We start from the raw sequence: 15,728 nt of genomic DNA, 5'->3' as shown, positions 1-15,728 counted from the left end.
TACTAAAATGGATTTTTCAGCCTTAACCATCCTGTGCATAGGCGATATTATGCTGGACCGCTTTATTTACGGAAATGTCCAGCGTATTTCACCCGAGGCACCAGTACCTGTTCTTCATTTAAACAGCCAAAAAGAAATGCTGGGCGGTGTTGGAAATGTTGCCAATAATATTTTATCCCTAAATGGTAAGGCTGTTCTGGTTGGATTAGTCGGAAATGATGAATATGCATTGAAAATAAAAAAAATAATGCGTTCGAAATATATTCCCGAAGATTCCATTATTTCCTCTCCTTATCGCCCAACTATCTGTAAATCGCGCTTTATCGCTGCAAATCAACAAATCATTCGTGCAGATGAAGAAAGTCTTATTCCCCTTCATTCCGAAGAAATCACCTTATTGATTGAAAATATTGAAAAAAATATTCCATCTGTTCAGGCTGTTATCATATCTGATTACGGAAAGGGGGTCTGTCACCCTGAGATTATTCAGTTTATCACACAAAGGGCCAAGCATTACAGCCTGCCTGTATTTGTTGATCCTAAATCCAGGGATTTTTCCCTTTATAGACATGCAACCTGTATCACACCCAATATTGCTGAAGCAAGCCAGGCCGTGCAGATGTCCCTGAAAACTGATACCGATTTTGAAAAGGCAGGACAGGAACTCTTAGATATCACCCAGGGACAAGCCATTCTGATCACGCGATCAGAAAAGGGAATGACATTAGTTGAAAAAAACAGAAACACCCAACATATACCCTCCCGAGCTAGGGAGGTATTTGATGTTTCTGGCGCGGGCGATACAGTTATTGCAACCTTGGCATTGGGGGTCGCCTCGGGATTATGCATAAGGGAATCAATGCATATTGCAAATGCAGCTGCTGGTGTCGTAATCGGAAAAGCGGGAACCTCCACCGCCACCATTGCAGAAGTTAAAAATGAACTGAAAGCACAATCTTCAGAAGAGACTTTTCCTCTTGTTACACCTGAACTAATTTCACTGAATGATTTGACCCTTCAAGTCAATAAATGGAAAAAACAGAGGCTTACTATTGGTTTTACCAATGGATGTTTTGACATCCTCCATACAGGTCATATATCGCTTTTGCAATCAGCACGCACACAATGTGACCGGCTTATCGTTGCACTGAATTCAGATACAAGTATTCAACGTTTAAAAGGACCCAAAAGACCTATTAATCCGTTAAAAGAACGCGCCAGACTCATTTCTGCCATACGGTATGTCGATGCCGTTGTTGCCTTTGACGACGATACCCCCCTTAATCTTATTCAACATATAAAACCTGATATTCTAATCAAAGGGGCAGATTATATTGGAAAAGAAGTTGTTGGACAGGATATCGTTGAACAATATAACGGCAAAGTTATTTTGACAGAATTGCAGAAAGGTTTTTCAACCACCAATATTATTGATAAAATAAAACATTTATAAATCAATGTAATTTGAGTCTAAAAAGTCAAGTATTATGCCTATCTCCCAAAATATAACCCGATACTATATCCTCTTTACTTCCTGGTTATTTGATAAGGCCTTACCATATTGGGGAACAATAGGATGTGATGGAACCGCAGAAAACCCTTTTCTCTACGGAGTTCATGAACAACTAAAGCTTGATGGACAACCTGATTTTCCTGGATACAAACGAATGCGTGTTCAGGCACGTCAACTTTATACCTTTAGTCAAGCAGGACTTTTGGGATGGACAAAGGGCAACATAATTGCTGAAAGAATATATGTTTTTATGCAAAATGCCCTTCAAGGTGAGGGACATTGGGCAAAATCCCTAACACGAAATGGAAAGATTCTTGATAAAGCTTCTGATTTATATGATCTAGCCTTTATCATTTTCTCTCTGGCCTGGTATGGAAAATTGAGTAATAATCCCAGACCCATTCAACAGGCCCGCCAGACCATACAATGGATCCTGCAATTTATGGCTTATCCTGAGGGTGGTTTTAAAAATATTCTCCCCTTGACTACCGGATATCGTCAACAAAACCCGCATATGCATCTTCTGGAAGCAACGCTGGCCTTGTTCGAAGTTACCCAAAATGAACGAGATCTTCTTTTAGCCCACAAACTTATTTCTCTATTTAAAAATCATTTTTTTGATCATCAAGCTGGTGTTTTAGGTGAATATTATACTGAAGGGTGGTTTAATGCTCCTTGCATGGCTCGGGAAAGCATCGAGCCGGGACATCAATATGAATGGATTTGGCTGCTTTACGAATATCAACGCTTGACTGGAATCAGTTATAAAAACGAAATTGACCGTCTATTTCTTTTTAACCGTTTACATGCCATTGATCAAAAAACCGGACTCGTTGCGGATAAAGTAAGAAGAGACGGGACACTAACCCATAAATCTGCCCGATTATGGGTTCAGACAGAAGCTTTACGGGCGACAATTCATAATCAAGATGAAACAAGTTGCCGCCATCTTGTCCAAATTCTTCATAACTTATTATATCGCTATTTTACCCACTGCCCCTCAGGCACATGGCAAGATCAATTAGATGATCACTATCATTATAGAAACGATAAAATACCCACCAGTTCATTTTATCATATCATGAGTGCCTATATACAACTTCATAAAACAATCAACTTATCCACATTATCCACAGATTACCCCACAATTAACAACCCTATTAATCAACAAAAAGTGATACAATAAAAACGTGAGTAATAAAGAATCCAGTTCTAGTAAATCATCTTTGTTGGAAATGTCACAAAGACTGCCTCCAACCAATATTCAAGCAGAACAGGCATTGCTTGGTGCTTTACTGACCAACAATAAAGCTTATGATAAAATCGCCGATTTTTTGATTGGTGAACATTTTTCAGATCCCATCAATAAAGAAATCTACGATGCTATTGTAAAGCGTATTGAAGCCGGTCAAATAGCGGATGCCGTTACTTTGAAAGCTGAGTTTGAACATTCGGGAAAATTGGATCAGGTTGGCGGAGTAGCTTATCTAGGACAATTGTTACAATCCATGGTGGGAATTATTAATGCCAAGGATTATGGTAAAATTATTCATGATGCCTGGATAAGAAGACAGTTAATTGATATTGGCGAGGATATTGTCAACGAAGCTTTTCAATCAAATACTGAAATAAATGGCACTGATCAGATTTCTTTGGGCGAAGAAAAGCTTTTCCAGCTTGCCACGCATAAAGGGCAAGAGGGTGGTTTCGTCACCTTTGAAAATGCCTTAACAGAAGCCATTACAATTGCTGAAAAGGCTTTTACAAACAGTAGCGGAATCGCCGGACTCACGACAGGATTACGTGACTTGGACAAAAGAACTGGGGGATTGCATCCTTCTGACTTAATTATTCTGGCTGGTCGACCTGCCATGGGAAAAACTGCCCTGGCAACTAAAATCGCTTTTAATGCGGCACGCAATCTTTTACAAGAATCACAAATTCAATCGGATACAAATCATCATAAAATAGGAACTGTTGCCATTTTTTCTTTGGAAATGTCTTCTGAACAATTGGCCACCCGTTTACTTTCCGAGGAATCACGTGTTTCAAGTGAACGCATCCGTCGTGGAGAAATTGGACAAAGGGAATTTGATCGCTTTGTTCAAGTCAGCCGAGAATTATCACAGCTTCCTCTCTACATTGATGATACACCTGCAATCAGTCTATCCGTCATGCGAACACGCTGCCGGAGATTATCTCGAACAAAAGGGTTGCGATTGGTTGTCGTCGACTATTTACAACTGATGCGTCCATCCGTTGGCAGTAAACCTGAAAGTCGGGTCTTGGAAATTTCACAAATTACCCAAGGATTAAAAGCTCTGGCAAAAGAATTTAACATTCCCGTTATTGCACTTTCACAACTTTCAAGACAAGTCGAAAGCCGAGAAGATAAACGTCCGCAACTTTCAGATTTACGAGAATCTGGCTCAATTGAACAGGATGCAGATAGCGTCATGTTTGTCTATCGTGATGAATACTACTTACAGCAACGCATGCCAAAACCAACCACATTTGAAAATGAGGATAAATATCAAATTGCCTTGGAAAAATGGCAAGCAGATATGAATAAGGTTCATAATAAAGCAGAACTCATTCTTGAAAAGCAACGTCACGGCCCAACCTGTAAAATTGACCTCTTTTTTGAAGGAGAATTTACACGCTTTACCGATCTTGACGAAATTCACGATTATTAATTCAATAAAAATTAACAAAACCATTCATGTTAATGGCTGTTAACATCCCCCTGAATCAAGGGAACCTGCGTGACTTTTTGAGGGGTAAGGGTTACAATCCGATAAATAATGCCATTCCCTTCCCCAGCGACACCACTTAAATCTGATTCTTGATTGTAAGAAGAATAGTCTTCATCATTTTTTACCACAGGAATATTCATTACAAAAATCCATTTTCCTGCCGGCAAATAGGCAATGTGAAAATCACCTTCTTGATTACAAGTTACGGAAAAACTGTATTGAACAGACTGTGGATTTAAATTCTTGATATTGGTAATACCTCGCATTCTAAACTGCAACTGTTCCATTATATAATCAGAATAGGGATAATAATAGACGGTTTGTCCTGCACAACTTTTCATCGTACCATCGGATAATCGATAGATACCCATACCTGCGACCGCTGCATTTCCTGTTGTTTTAGACCATTGAACCGAAGCTGGATCAAATTGACTTTTCAAGCGATATTCTTTCGCATGAACAAACTGCACAAACAGAAATAAAGAAGAAATACAGAACAAACCTATCCGTTTCATTTTCTCTTGACCTTTTAATGACGGAAATGGCGCATTCCCGTAAAAACCATTGCAATTCCAGCCTCATCTGCGGCCGCAATCACCTCATTATCACGCATTGAACCACCTGGCTGAATAACCGCAGTGGCACCTGCCGCTACGGCAGCCTGCAAACCGTCTGCAAATGGAAAAAAGGCATCTGAAGCAACAACACTTCCCCGGGTCATGGGTTTTTCTAAACCGGCTGCTTGAGCTGCTTCCGCACTTTTGTGGGCGGCAATTCTGGCTGAATCGACACGACTCATTTGACCCGCACCTATCCCTACAGTCGCTTTATCTTTAACATAAATAATTGCATTTGATTTAACATGCTTGCCAATCGTAAAGGCAAAAATCAGATCTTCCATTTCCTTTTCAGTAGGTTCGCGTTTAGTTACAACCTTAAAATCGGAAGGTCGTCCATTATCACGATTTTGTAAAAGATACCCACCCGCCAAAGTGCGAACCGTCATACCTTGTGCCAATGGATCAGGCATTGCCCCTGTTTCTAAAATCCTTACATTCTTTTTCTTTGAAAGGATCTCCAATGCATCTGAATTGACCTTTGGAGCAATAATCACTTCACTAAATATAGTTATAATTTTTTGTGCGGTTTCTTTATCTAATGGACGATTGACCGCAATAATTCCTCCAAAAGCAGAAACAGGATCACACCGTAAAGCCAAATCCCAAGCCTCTGATAAAGAAGATGCGCTTGCTGCACCACAAGGGTTTGCATGTTTGACAATAACAACAGATGGTTTATCAAATTCAGCCACCGCTTCAAAAGCTGCATCTGTATCGTTAAGATTATTATAGGAAAGCTCTTTACCCTGTAATTGTTGGGCTGTTGCAACACCCGGACGTTGTTCATCATTCGTATAAAAAGCAGCCTGTTGATGAGGGTTTTCCCCGTATCGCAAAATCTGTTTCCGTTGGCCACTTAAATTTAGGCGTTCTGGAAATATATCTTTTGCCTGACCTGCAAACCAACTGGCAATCGCAGCATCATATGCAGCGGTCCGGGCATAAGCCGCCTGGGCCAATTTTCGCCGCTGCTGTATTGTTGTTCCACCATTCTGCTTCATTTCCTCTTTAAAAACGGCATATTGATGAACATCCGTCAACACCGCGACATGACTATGGTTTTTAGATGCAGCCCTGATTAAAGCTGGACCACCGATATCAATATTTTCTATAATATCTTCTTTACCGGCGCCTGACGCGACTGTTTCCTCAAAAGGATATAAATTGACACACAACAAATCAATCGGCAAAATATTATGCTGTTTCATTTGTTCCTGATGACTGGCCAGATCACGTCGTCCCAATAACCCACCATGAATTTGAGGCACCAATGTTTTAACTCGACCATCCAGAATTTCCGGAAATCCTGTAAAATCCGAAACCTCCACCACTTTTATTCCGGCATCCCGAAGTGCTTTGGCTGTCCCACCTGTTGACAAGATTTCCACGCTGTTTTCAGCCAATAACTTGGCCAAATCAATTAAACCTGTTTTATCAGAAACAGAAATCAAAGCCCGACGAACAGGAATAATCTGTTGATCCATATTAATATTCCAAACCTAATATTCTAACAATTTACACTTATTATAATTTTTATTGAGGATGGGCAACCCATCGCCATGTCTGAATTCCCTGCCGCGCCAGTTCACGATGGATAACCAATGCAGGGAAACGCATTTCTTTATCTTTAGAATTAACAATACGACGCGCAAGGTCCTCTATAACGGTAACTGAACGATGACGTCCACCAGAACATCCTACCGCAATTGTGACGTATTTTTTTCCTTCTATCGCAAAACGGGGAAAAATCAAACTTAGCATCTGATAAATCTGATCAACAAATTTCTCATAATCAGGATCACTTTTAACATAATCCTGGATCGACGTATCCAGTCCCGTCAGTGCTGATAATTCTGATATATAATAAGGATTATGCAAAAACCGTGCATCGAATACCATGTCCGCCTCTCTCGGAATTCCAACAGGAAAGGCAAAAGACATCAAGGTTAGGGTAAAGCGGTTTTTAGTATCCAGATGATTAAAGTTATACCTTGTTTCCACAAGCAACCTTAATTCCGTAGGGGGAAGATCCGATGTATCAATAACCAGATCAGCAACATTTCGTAATGGATTCATCAAGGCTATTTCAGCATTAATCCCGTCCTTAACCGTACCATTGGCAGCCATTGGATGACGACGACGGGTTGCTGTATAACGTCGCAACAAAACGTCCAACTCTGCCGTGGCATAAATTAGTTCAACCTTAAGGGATGAATTCTGCTTTAAACTATTTAAAACCTCTAGAAATGCATTCACCTCAAACCCGTTGGTTCTGGAATCAATGCCTATTGCAATAGGTCCCTGAACACGCCCAACAACATCCGCAATAAGCTGTAAAGGCGCATTATCAACCAGTTCATATCCAAGATCCTCAAAAACCCGAAGAATGGACGCTTTACCAGCTCCTGATAATCCCGTTACAAAAATTACCAATTTCTTACTTGACGTGAAATCATGCATTCTGAAGAAATCAACTTTTTAAATAAAAATTTTCAAATACCCCATAAAGGGTTATGTTAAGCAATCCTTACTCTTTATACAATATGATATTTATAAATACTTTCGAAATGATATTTTTCTTTTGAAAAAAAGCAAACTTATTGAATAAATGACAAAACTAAAAAAGCTGATCCAAAAAGATACTGGCAAGTCTGTATACCAAGAAGCCACTATACCACTCCAGGCCTCAAATACAGCCAGGAAAACCGAAACCATAAGTGCCCGCCATATTGTCTTACCCCATTGCCTGGCAACAGCAGCAGGTCCAATCATCAAAGAAAAGGTCAAAAGAATACCGGTCACTTGAACACAAGCAACAGTTATGCAGGCAACCAGCATTAGAAAGACTATCGAAACCCATCGTAAAGAGATTCCTCTTGTCTCGGCCAAATCTGGTTGCAAGGTGGCAAATAACAAAGGTCGCATAAAAAACAGCATAACAGCTAGGCAAAATAATGCGAGACCGACAAGATCATATAAAATGACTGTATCAACCGCAAAAATATTGCCGAATAACAAGCTCGTAACTTGTGTCGCGTAATGGGTATAAAAATGGAGAAATAACAGACCTAAACCCATTGATGCTGACAGAACCAGGCCAATAGCGATATCACGATCCCTCAACTGTGGGCCTATAAAACCGATCAATCCACCAGCAAATAAACTGAAAACAAGCAGTCCGGCAAAAGGGGATATTCCCAACAGTCCCGCCCCTGTCGCCCCAGCGAACCCTATATGCGATAATGCATGTCCTGCAAAGGCCTCTCTTCTCAATAAAAGAAAATAACCAATAAACCCTGTCAATAAAGCCACAATCCCTGCAGCGGCAAATGCATGATACATAAATTCAAGGGTAAGCATCCAAGAATATACTTTCGAATTTCTTAATTAAAGGATGTTGTTACAAAACACGTATTATTTGCCTTTATCACCTGTATTGGGAAACCATAAAGCTTCGTTAAAGTCTTTGCTGTAATGACATCCTGAACCTTGCCCAGAATTGCTGATTGATTACCAATACATAATACCTGATTCATAACATGAATTAACGGATTTAAATCATGCGTTGACAATAAGACAGAAATTTTTCTTTCCTGCTGTATATTTTTTATCAGGGCTAGAATAACTTTTACCCATTTGGGATCCAAGTTATTAAAAGGTTCGTCCAGTATAATAAATCTTGGCTCCCCTAAAAGGGCTTGTGCCAATAAAATTCTCTGTTTTTGGCCACCCGACATTTCCATCAAGGATAGATCAGCCAGATCCCTTGCCTCCACATCATCCAGAACCCGATCTATTTCCTGATGGTCTTTTCTTGCTAGAAACGGTAAACCCAAACGATTCCCATGAACAGAACTTGCAATGAATGATCTTCCCGTCAAATGAAAGCTATCCATATTTTGATACTGAGGGATATAGGCTATTTCCTTCCTTACCTGTCTTGGATGTTTTCCAAAAATTTTTAAGGTTCCTTGCTGAACAGGTAAAATACCTAAAATTGTTTTCATAAAACTTGTTTTGCCCGCCCCATTAGGACCGAAAACCCCTATAAACTGGGGCTCATCAATGCTAAAGGTTAAATCTGACAAAACAAGCCGGTTACCAAACTGAATACGCAGCTTATTGCAAGCGAGGATTGTCATCAGGGAATGCTCTGTATTACCGCCTCAATTTTATCTAATGTCTGGTTAATCCATGTTTGATAAGAAAGAGAAACAGGCATAATCTCTTCAACACCAATTACAGGAATTTTATATGTTGACGCCATTTTTTTCAAACGCTCTGTCGCGCCGTTACTGACCTGATTATTATAAAACAAGATTTTTATTTTATGGGTTTTAAAATCCTGGATAAATTGGGCTGTTTGCTGGGGGGTCGGTTCTCCACCGTTCATAATTACCCATTGATAGGATTCTTCCAATACCCTAAAGCCCATATGTTTGGCCATCAACCCAAAAACAGGTTCCGTAGCAGCCACGCTTAAATCAGGATGCTGAACACGAATTTTATGAATACGCCGATCTATACTGTCGATTTCATGCAAAAAATGATCACGATTATGCAAAAAAGAATTCTTGTGTTCAGGATCCTGAAGGGATAATTTTTGCTCCAAATACCCAGCCAATTTCTTGACTGATTGGAGATCATACCATAAATGTGGATTACTACCATCAGAACGATTTAACAAATCCTGAATGGAGATAACCTTTCCGTTTTTTATTTCAACACGGGAAATTAGCCGATTGATCCAGTCATCATACCCTAAACCATTCATGATGATTAAATCAGCTTGACTTGTCATTCTGCTGATATGCGGGGTCAATTCAAATAGATGCGGATCTTGATCAGGATTATTTAAAATCACGTCAACCTTGACGTTATCACCCCCTATTTGTTGGGCTATGTCCCCGTACATATTTTCAGCAGCAACAATATGAACAACTTTGGCTTTTACATCATCATGACAAGCATAAAATAACAAAGCAAAAATACTTAATAAAATACTGAAAAAAAAATTGCCCTTGATTATGTCACCATTTTTCATTATTTAGAATGCCATTCCCCAACTTAAAATTAAACTGCTCACCAATTCCTATAATTCCCAGGCACCAATAATCATAATACTAAGCAATACAATTAGGGCCAGATGAAGAATCAACAACCATTTAATGGTTATAACTGGAACATAATACTTATCTCTTGGTTGCTGTAATTCCCATTTCATCGCCCTAATCCTAACCTTATTAATATTAATATTTCCACTTAACCTTATTCATTCAATTGAAACATTGTTAAAAAATCATGCCTCAATTGAATATCTTTTATCTTAATGCTTTAAGTTTTTCCTCTAATTGAGGGAGAATTTCAAATAAGTCGCCAACAATACCATAATCCGAAGCCTTGAAAATTGGAGCATCAGGATCTTTGTTAATTGCAACCACGATCTTACTGTCTTTCATACCCGCAAGATGCTGAATGGCACCAGAAATGGCTACTGCGATATATAATTCCGGAGCAACAATTTTCCCTGTTTGGCCAACCTGACAATCATTATTGATAAATCCGGCATCAACTGCAGCACGAGATGCCCCAATGGCGGCATTTAATTGATCCGCCACCTTTTCAATTAACACAAAGTTTTCACCGCTTTGCATACCCCGTCCGCCTGAAATAACAACACGGGCAGATTCCAATTCTGGTCTGTCCGATTGGGAAATTTGCAGTTCACAGAATTTGGATAATGATTTTTCCGAACCGGGAAAATTACCCAGAGTCTCAATCTCGGCACTCCCCCCATCTTCAGCAACAGGAGCAAAAGCCGTTCCACGAACAGATAAAAGCTTTTTGGAATCATGAGACTTAACCGTTGCCAAAATGCTCCCAGCATAAATAGGTCTCACAAAGGTGGAGGCATCAATAATTTCGATAACATCAGATACAGGCTGCATATCCAACAACCCAGCAACGCGAGGCAAAATATCTTTTCCTTCAGCATTTGCAGGAACAATAACCGTATCATAAGAATCGGCCAGAGATGCAATCAGATCTGCGGTTGGCTCTGCCAACATATGGGCATACACCTCATGATCGGCAACCAGCACCTTTGAAACACCAGCCAGCGCCACAGCCTTTTTCGTTACTGCTTCTAGGTTTTTCCCAGCTAATAGAACATGAACTTCCCCTAGTTTGGATGCGGCTGTAATCGCTGATCGGGTAATGGAACGAATTTGATCACCTTTTTCATAGCTTGCCAAAACTAAAACGGTCATTCTTAAATTACCTTTGCTTCATTTTTAAGTTTATCAAGTAATGCGTCAACAGAATCAACAATGACGCTTTCACGAGACGAAGAGGATTCTTTTACGGAAATAACTTCCAAATGTTTTTTTGCCTCAATTCCCAATTCACTTAAAGCGACCGTTTCCAAAGGCTTTTTACGTGCTTTCATAATATTGGGTAATGATGCATAACGAGGTTCATTCAACCGTAAATCGGTTGTAATGACTGCTGGCAATGTTAGCTCGAGAATTTCCTGTCCATCATCGACTTCCCTGGCAATTTTTGCGTGTCCATTAGATAACTCCAGTTTACTGACAAAAGTACCCTGTCCCCATCCAAGTTTGGCAGCTAATATCTGCCCTGTCGCATTCATATCATCATCTGAGGCCTGTTTACCCATTAACACAAGGTCGGGTTTTTCCCTGTCCACAAAGTGTTGCAAAATTTTTGCAACGGTCAGAGACTCCACAGCCTTATCCGTTGTCACCAGAATTCCCCGATCCGCCCCCATTGCCATAGCTGTTCGCAATGTATCTTGGCATTTCGCTTCTCCTATGGAAACAACCACAATTTCCGAGACAATTTTTTTCTCCTTTAAACGAACAGCCTCCTCAACAGCTGTTTCATCAAAAGGATTCATGGACATTTTTACACCATTAATCTCAACATCGGATCCATCTGATTTTATCAGCGGTTTTATATTGGAATCAACAACCCTTTTAACCGGAACAATTACTTTCATAATGACCTTTCTCTATAATTACACATAATTAAATGATTTCTACATTCCCCCTGAATAATTGGGACCACTGCCGCCTTCAGGTGTTTCCCAATCGATATTCTGTGTTGGATCCTTGATATCACAAGTCTTACAATGAATACAATTTTGCGCATTAATCTGTAATTTGGGTTCTTGATTCTCATGATCAGCATCAACAACCTCGTAAACACCAGCCGGACAATATCTTGTTTCAGGAGCCTTGAAAATATCCCAATTAACCGTTTTCCAAATTGAGGGATTTTTTAATTTCAGATGAACAGGCTGATCATCACGATGATCAATATTCGCCAAAAATACGGAAGATTCACGACTGAATGTCAATTTGTCATCGGGCTTTGGATAATCAGGTTTAACACATAAAGAAGCCGCTTTTAATTTATCGTTATCAGCCAAACGATGGCGAAAGGTCCAAGGCACTTTCCCCCGAACCAAGGAATCAAATCCCGTATACAATGTTGCAAACTTTGCACCAAATTTTGCAAATGCGGGACGAATATTCCTCACTTGATACAATTCATCATAAACCCAGGATTTACGGATACGAAATTGATAAATCATAGGTTCTGCTTGTTGTGTATTTAATGCCTCAACAATCGACTCAGCGGCAATCATTCCTGATTTCATTGCAGTATGCGTTCCCTTAATTTTTGGAACATTCAAAAAGCCTGCTGCGTCTCCGATTAATAGACCACCAGGAAAGGTCAGTTTTGGAATGGATTGGTATCCACCTTCAGATAATGCACGGGCAGAGTATCCTATTCTTCTGCCTCCCTCTAAATATTTGCGGATAATGGGATGTTTTTTTACACGCTGCATTTCATCAAATGGAGAAAGCCAGGTATTTTCGTAATCCAATCCCAAAACAAAACCACATGAAACCAGATTACTGCCAAAATGATAAAGCCATGAACCACCATAAGTGCGATTGTCCAAGGGCCAACCAAAGCTATGCTGTATATATCCAGCCGAAAATTTTTCCTGTGGAATTTCCCATAATTCCTTAATTCCAATTCCGTATGTTTGTGGGTCAACACCTTGACGTAAATTGAAAAAGCCCATGAGCTTTTTGGATAAGGAACCACGACAGCCTTCTGCAAATAACGTATATTTTGCCCTTAGCTCCATACCTGGAACATAATTGCCTCCCTGGCTGCCATCTTTTTCAAGTCCCATATCACCAGTCACTACACCCATAACTCGATTATTTTCAATTATGAGATCACTACCAGCAAATCCTGGAAAAATTTGAATGTCCATTGCTTCAGCTTCTGCAGCCAGCCACCGACAAAAATCACCCAAACTTCCCACATAATTTCCCTCATTGTCCATTTGAGGCATAATAGATTTAATAATGGGGATATTTATAGACTTGTCTTCATTCGGCAGATAAAAAAATGCCTCATACTGAACCGACGTGTCTAAAGGGGCGTTTTTTTGCTGCCAATCTGGGATCAACTCATTAAGCGCTGTCGGTTCGATCACCACTCCTGAAACAATATGGGCACCAATTTCAGAAGCCTTTTCAATCAAACAGATCTCAAGAGATGGAAGTAATTGCTTTAATCGTATTGCCGCTGAAAGACCGGCAGGTCCTCCACCAACGATTAAAATATCGAATTCCATTTGCTCTCGCACAACCTCACCCATAATTCCTTAATCTCTCTTCTGCTGATATTTATCAAGTTGCAAATTATATATATCTTTAATCTTAATTAAAAAGACTTTATTCAATTACGAGGGAAATGCCAATTCATGTTTTGCACGCCAACTTGAATCTACATAATTTAAAATAAGGGTACGACGCACTCCCTTGATAGGTCGCTTTTCAAAACCATGCCAGGTATTTTTAGCGGGAATAAATAAAAATGCTGAATTGAAAACGCCTGAGCTTCTTCTCAAAGACTGACCTTCCTCATTCATGATATCGGTCCCCCATCCCTCGGCCCCTTCTGCAGTGGACAAAGAAAGCAAAAAGGTTAATTTCTTTGCCCCAATATCTGTATGTGGTTCCAACCAGAACCCATCAGTATCAAGGCATAATTCCAATCTTAACCAAGTATTGGAAAGGTCACCACCTGTTAAATGAGAGAAAGCAGAACGAATTTCCTCTGAATCAAAAACTTGCGCCAAAACCGCACAGGCGGGATCCTCCCTCTGTTTTTGCTGGGTTACAAATACACGATCTTTATTATGATTTTCCCTTTTGCCCTTCACATCACCGGCAATAGATCTTGAATCAGGCATCCAGTTCAACAGAGAGTCACAAATAAATGAAGGCAAGACATTCGTCATTGTCCAATAGGAATATGGCAGCGAATGATAATCAGCATGATCAATTACGTTTTTGATATCTTGTTTGGTTTGCTTTATCTCTTCTACAAGTTGCATAATTTTTCTTTCACCTAAATCGCCTGCGCATGGCGATGGGGAGCTGCACGGTAATAAGCATCAAAAACCACGGCGATATTTCGTAAAAAGGGACGACCTTCTTCTGTCACTGTAATTTCATTATTACGAATAATAACCAGACCATCCTCTTCAAAACAGCGTAGCTTTTTAAGAAACTCACCTAATAAAGACGGATCTTGTTTATATTGACCAATCATTTTCTTTAAATCAACATGTAAGTCACACATTAACCGCTCAATTATTTCCCAACGGAACAAATCTGCTGTACTACGCTGCACTCCCCTTACAACGGGCAAGATATCGAGCTGCTGCATTGCCTTTTGATAGCCATAGGAAGATGGCTGATTTTGAAAAATACCTTGCGGTAAAATTGAAATTGATGAAGCACCAACTCCTAACAGTGCTTTGGCTTGGTCTACGGTATATCCCTGGAAGTTGCGATGAAGTGCACCTTTTTCCATTGCCTTACTCATGGAATCATGAGGCAAAGCATAATGATCAAATCCGATAACTCGATAACCCGCTTTTTTTAAAACTTCATCAATAATCTGTCTCTGCTCAAAACGTTCAGCCGGATTGGGTAAGATTTCCCCCTCCAACAAAGTTTGGCGTTTAAATTTCCATGGGACATGTGCATAACCAAAAACAGCCAAACGATCAGGCCTTAACGTCACAATAGCTTCTATCGTTTCTCGAACACTGGCAGCTGTTTGATTGGGCAGACCATAAATCAAATCACAATTAACCGATTTTATATTTTTCTGTCTGACACGATCAATACAATCAGAAATCATTTCAAAACTCTGGATTCGACCGCAAGCCTTTTGCACTTCAGGAGCAATATCCTGAACTCCAAGGCTAACCCGTGTAAACCCAACAGAGGGTAATAATACAAGATAATCCTCGGAGATATGTCTTGGATCTAATTCTATCGAAATATCGGCATCTTGCTGAACATAAAATAAGGATCGTATTGTTGACATTACCTTTTTCATCGCTTCAATCGGTAATGTTGTAGGAGTACCCCCACCAAAATGAACAAAACTTACTTTACGACGCGATTTTAAAAGGGTTGCCAGTCGTTTCAATTCATCACATAGAAGATTACCATAAGCAACCCGCACATTAACTTGATGAACGACTTGTGTGTTACAGGCACAAAATTTGCACAATTCATCACAAAAAGGAACATGGATATACAAAGAAACAGGCTCTTCTTCAGGAAAAGCCTGCAACCAATGTTTATACTCATTAAACCCGACACGCTCTTCAAACTGTACAGCTGTTGGGTAACTTGTATAACGCGGCACGTTTCCTTCATACCGCGCAAGACGGTCAAAGGAAACTTCGGGTTTCATGCCAATCTCCGC

General features: G+C 39.9%; 15 protein-coding genes. 3 read left to right on the top strand and 12 right to left on the bottom strand.

The features are described 5' to 3' along the window. Positions 1 to 7 precede the first annotated feature (7 nt). Genes rfaE1 through H3T44_RS06615 form a run of 3 tightly spaced genes read left to right on the top strand, consistent with a single transcriptional unit; the run spans position 8 to position 4,209 of the window. Positions 8 to 1,453: a D-glycero-beta-D-manno-heptose-7-phosphate kinase gene (gene rfaE1 / locus H3T44_RS06625; protein ID WP_198196776.1), complete on the top strand. Its 1,446-nt coding sequence runs from the start codon at positions 8 to 10 to the stop codon at positions 1,451 to 1,453. Positions 1,454 to 1,487: 34 nt separating this feature from the next. Beyond that, positions 1,488 to 2,699 (top strand): AGE family epimerase/isomerase, encoded by a 1,212-nt coding sequence (locus tag H3T44_RS06620; protein WP_198196667.1) that lies wholly within the window; start codon positions 1,488 to 1,490, stop codon positions 2,697 to 2,699. Positions 2,700 to 2,703: 4 nt separating this feature from the next. Further along, positions 2,704 to 4,209: a replicative DNA helicase gene (locus H3T44_RS06615; RefSeq protein ID WP_370552735.1), complete on the top strand. Its 1,506-nt coding sequence runs from the start codon at positions 2,704 to 2,706 to the stop codon at positions 4,207 to 4,209. A gap of 29 nt (positions 4,210 to 4,238) precedes the next feature. Here H3T44_RS06615 and H3T44_RS06610 read toward each other — a convergent pair whose 3' ends face one another. The 12 genes from H3T44_RS06610 to hemN form a co-directional block, all read right to left on the bottom strand. Next, complete coding sequence (locus H3T44_RS06610) at positions 4,239 to 4,784, bottom strand: hypothetical protein (RefSeq protein WP_198196666.1); 546 nt, start codon at positions 4,782 to 4,784, stop codon at positions 4,239 to 4,241. Positions 4,785 to 4,798: 14 nt separating this feature from the next. After that, positions 4,799 to 6,373 carry a bifunctional phosphoribosylaminoimidazolecarboxamide formyltransferase/IMP cyclohydrolase gene (gene purH, locus H3T44_RS06605; protein WP_198196664.1) on the bottom strand — a complete coding sequence of 525 codons (1,575 nt, stop codon included), beginning with the start codon at positions 6,371 to 6,373 and terminating at the stop codon, positions 4,799 to 4,801. A 49-nt stretch (positions 6,374 to 6,422) separates the two neighbouring features. Further along, complete coding sequence (rapZ, locus tag H3T44_RS06600) at positions 6,423 to 7,349, bottom strand: RNase adapter RapZ (RefSeq protein ID WP_198195037.1); 927 nt, start codon at positions 7,347 to 7,349, stop codon at positions 6,423 to 6,425. Positions 7,350 to 7,439: 90 nt separating this feature from the next. After that, positions 7,440 to 8,249 carry a metal ABC transporter permease gene (locus tag H3T44_RS06595; protein ID WP_232342162.1) on the bottom strand — a complete coding sequence of 270 codons (810 nt, stop codon included), beginning with the start codon at positions 8,247 to 8,249 and terminating at the stop codon, positions 7,440 to 7,442. A 23-nt stretch (positions 8,250 to 8,272) separates the two neighbouring features. Then, on the bottom strand, positions 8,273 to 9,031 hold the full coding sequence (locus H3T44_RS06590) for a metal ABC transporter ATP-binding protein (protein WP_110439190.1): 759 nt from the start codon (positions 9,029 to 9,031) through the stop codon (positions 8,273 to 8,275). Beyond that, positions 9,031 to 9,933, bottom strand: coding sequence for a metal ABC transporter solute-binding protein, Zn/Mn family (locus tag H3T44_RS06585; protein ID WP_198196662.1), 903 nt, complete (start codon positions 9,931 to 9,933; stop codon positions 9,031 to 9,033). Before H3T44_RS06585 ends, H3T44_RS06590 begins: the two co-directional genes overlap by 1 nt. A 48-nt stretch (positions 9,934 to 9,981) precedes the next feature. Continuing rightward, a complete protein-coding gene (locus H3T44_RS09145; protein ID WP_255412377.1) occupies positions 9,982 to 10,113 on the bottom strand; it encodes a hypothetical protein in 132 nt (43 codons plus the stop codon). 97 nt (positions 10,114 to 10,210) lie between these two features. Next, positions 10,211 to 11,158, bottom strand: a complete 948-nt coding sequence (locus H3T44_RS06580; protein WP_198185083.1) for an electron transfer flavoprotein subunit alpha/FixB family protein — start codon at positions 11,156 to 11,158, stop codon at positions 10,211 to 10,213. 2 nt (positions 11,159 to 11,160) lie between these two features. After that, positions 11,161 to 11,910 carry an electron transfer flavoprotein subunit beta/FixA family protein gene (locus H3T44_RS06575; protein WP_198185084.1) on the bottom strand — a complete coding sequence of 250 codons (750 nt, stop codon included), beginning with the start codon at positions 11,908 to 11,910 and terminating at the stop codon, positions 11,161 to 11,163. Between the two features lie 39 nt (positions 11,911 to 11,949). Next, positions 11,950 to 13,596, bottom strand: coding sequence for an electron transfer flavoprotein-ubiquinone oxidoreductase (locus H3T44_RS06570; protein ID WP_198185085.1), 1,647 nt, complete (start codon positions 13,594 to 13,596; stop codon positions 11,950 to 11,952). A gap of 84 nt (positions 13,597 to 13,680) precedes the next feature. Beyond that, a complete protein-coding gene (locus H3T44_RS06565; RefSeq protein WP_198196661.1) occupies positions 13,681 to 14,337 on the bottom strand; it encodes a 2OG-Fe(II) oxygenase in 657 nt (218 codons plus the stop codon). Positions 14,338 to 14,351: 14 nt separating this feature from the next. Next, positions 14,352 to 15,716 carry an oxygen-independent coproporphyrinogen III oxidase gene (gene hemN / locus H3T44_RS06560; RefSeq protein ID WP_198196659.1) on the bottom strand — a complete coding sequence of 455 codons (1,365 nt, stop codon included), beginning with the start codon at positions 15,714 to 15,716 and terminating at the stop codon, positions 14,352 to 14,354. Positions 15,717 to 15,728 lie beyond the last annotated feature (12 nt).

The sequence above is a fragment of the Commensalibacter sp. M0355 genome (genome assembly GCF_016101365.1).
GTDB classification, from domain to species: domain Bacteria; phylum Pseudomonadota; class Alphaproteobacteria; order Acetobacterales; family Acetobacteraceae; genus Commensalibacter; species Commensalibacter melissae.
This window is presented reverse-complemented; position numbering and strand designations above follow the sequence as displayed.

Bases quoted from the DNA above. Each gene is read 5' to 3' on its own strand.
- H3T44_RS06585 (WP_198196662.1), bottom strand. From the start codon at position 9,933: ATGAAAAATGGTGACATAATCAAGGGCAATTTTTTTTTCAGTATTTTA.
- H3T44_RS06570 (WP_198185085.1), bottom strand. From the start codon at position 13,596: ATGGGTGAGGTTGTGCGAGAGCAAATGGAATTCGATATTTTAATCGTT.
- H3T44_RS09145 (WP_255412377.1), bottom strand. From the start codon at position 10,113: ATGAAATGGGAATTACAGCAACCAAGAGATAAGTATTATGTTCCAGTT.
- H3T44_RS06620 (WP_198196667.1), top strand. From the start codon at position 1,488: ATGCCTATCTCCCAAAATATAACCCGATACTATATCCTCTTTACTTCC.
- H3T44_RS06575 (WP_198185084.1), bottom strand. From the start codon at position 11,910: ATGAAAGTAATTGTTCCGGTTAAAAGGGTTGTTGATTCCAATATAAAA.
- H3T44_RS06590 (WP_110439190.1), bottom strand. From the start codon at position 9,031: ATGACAATCCTCGCTTGCAATAAGCTGCGTATTCAGTTTGGTAACCGG.
- H3T44_RS06610 (WP_198196666.1), bottom strand. From the start codon at position 4,784: ATGAAACGGATAGGTTTGTTCTGTATTTCTTCTTTATTTCTGTTTGTG.
- H3T44_RS06580 (WP_198185083.1), bottom strand. From the start codon at position 11,158: ATGACCGTTTTAGTTTTGGCAAGCTATGAAAAAGGTGATCAAATTCGT.
- H3T44_RS06595 (WP_232342162.1), bottom strand. From the start codon at position 8,249: ATGCTTACCCTTGAATTTATGTATCATGCATTTGCCGCTGCAGGGATT.
- rfaE1 (WP_198196776.1), top strand. From the start codon at position 8: ATGGATTTTTCAGCCTTAACCATCCTGTGCATAGGCGATATTATGCTG.
- H3T44_RS06565 (WP_198196661.1), bottom strand. From the start codon at position 14,337: ATGCAACTTGTAGAAGAGATAAAGCAAACCAAACAAGATATCAAAAAC.
- hemN (WP_198196659.1), bottom strand. From the start codon at position 15,716: ATGAAACCCGAAGTTTCCTTTGACCGTCTTGCGCGGTATGAAGGAAAC.
- purH (WP_198196664.1), bottom strand. From the start codon at position 6,373: ATGGATCAACAGATTATTCCTGTTCGTCGGGCTTTGATTTCTGTTTCT.
- rapZ (WP_198195037.1), bottom strand. From the start codon at position 7,349: ATGCATGATTTCACGTCAAGTAAGAAATTGGTAATTTTTGTAACGGGA.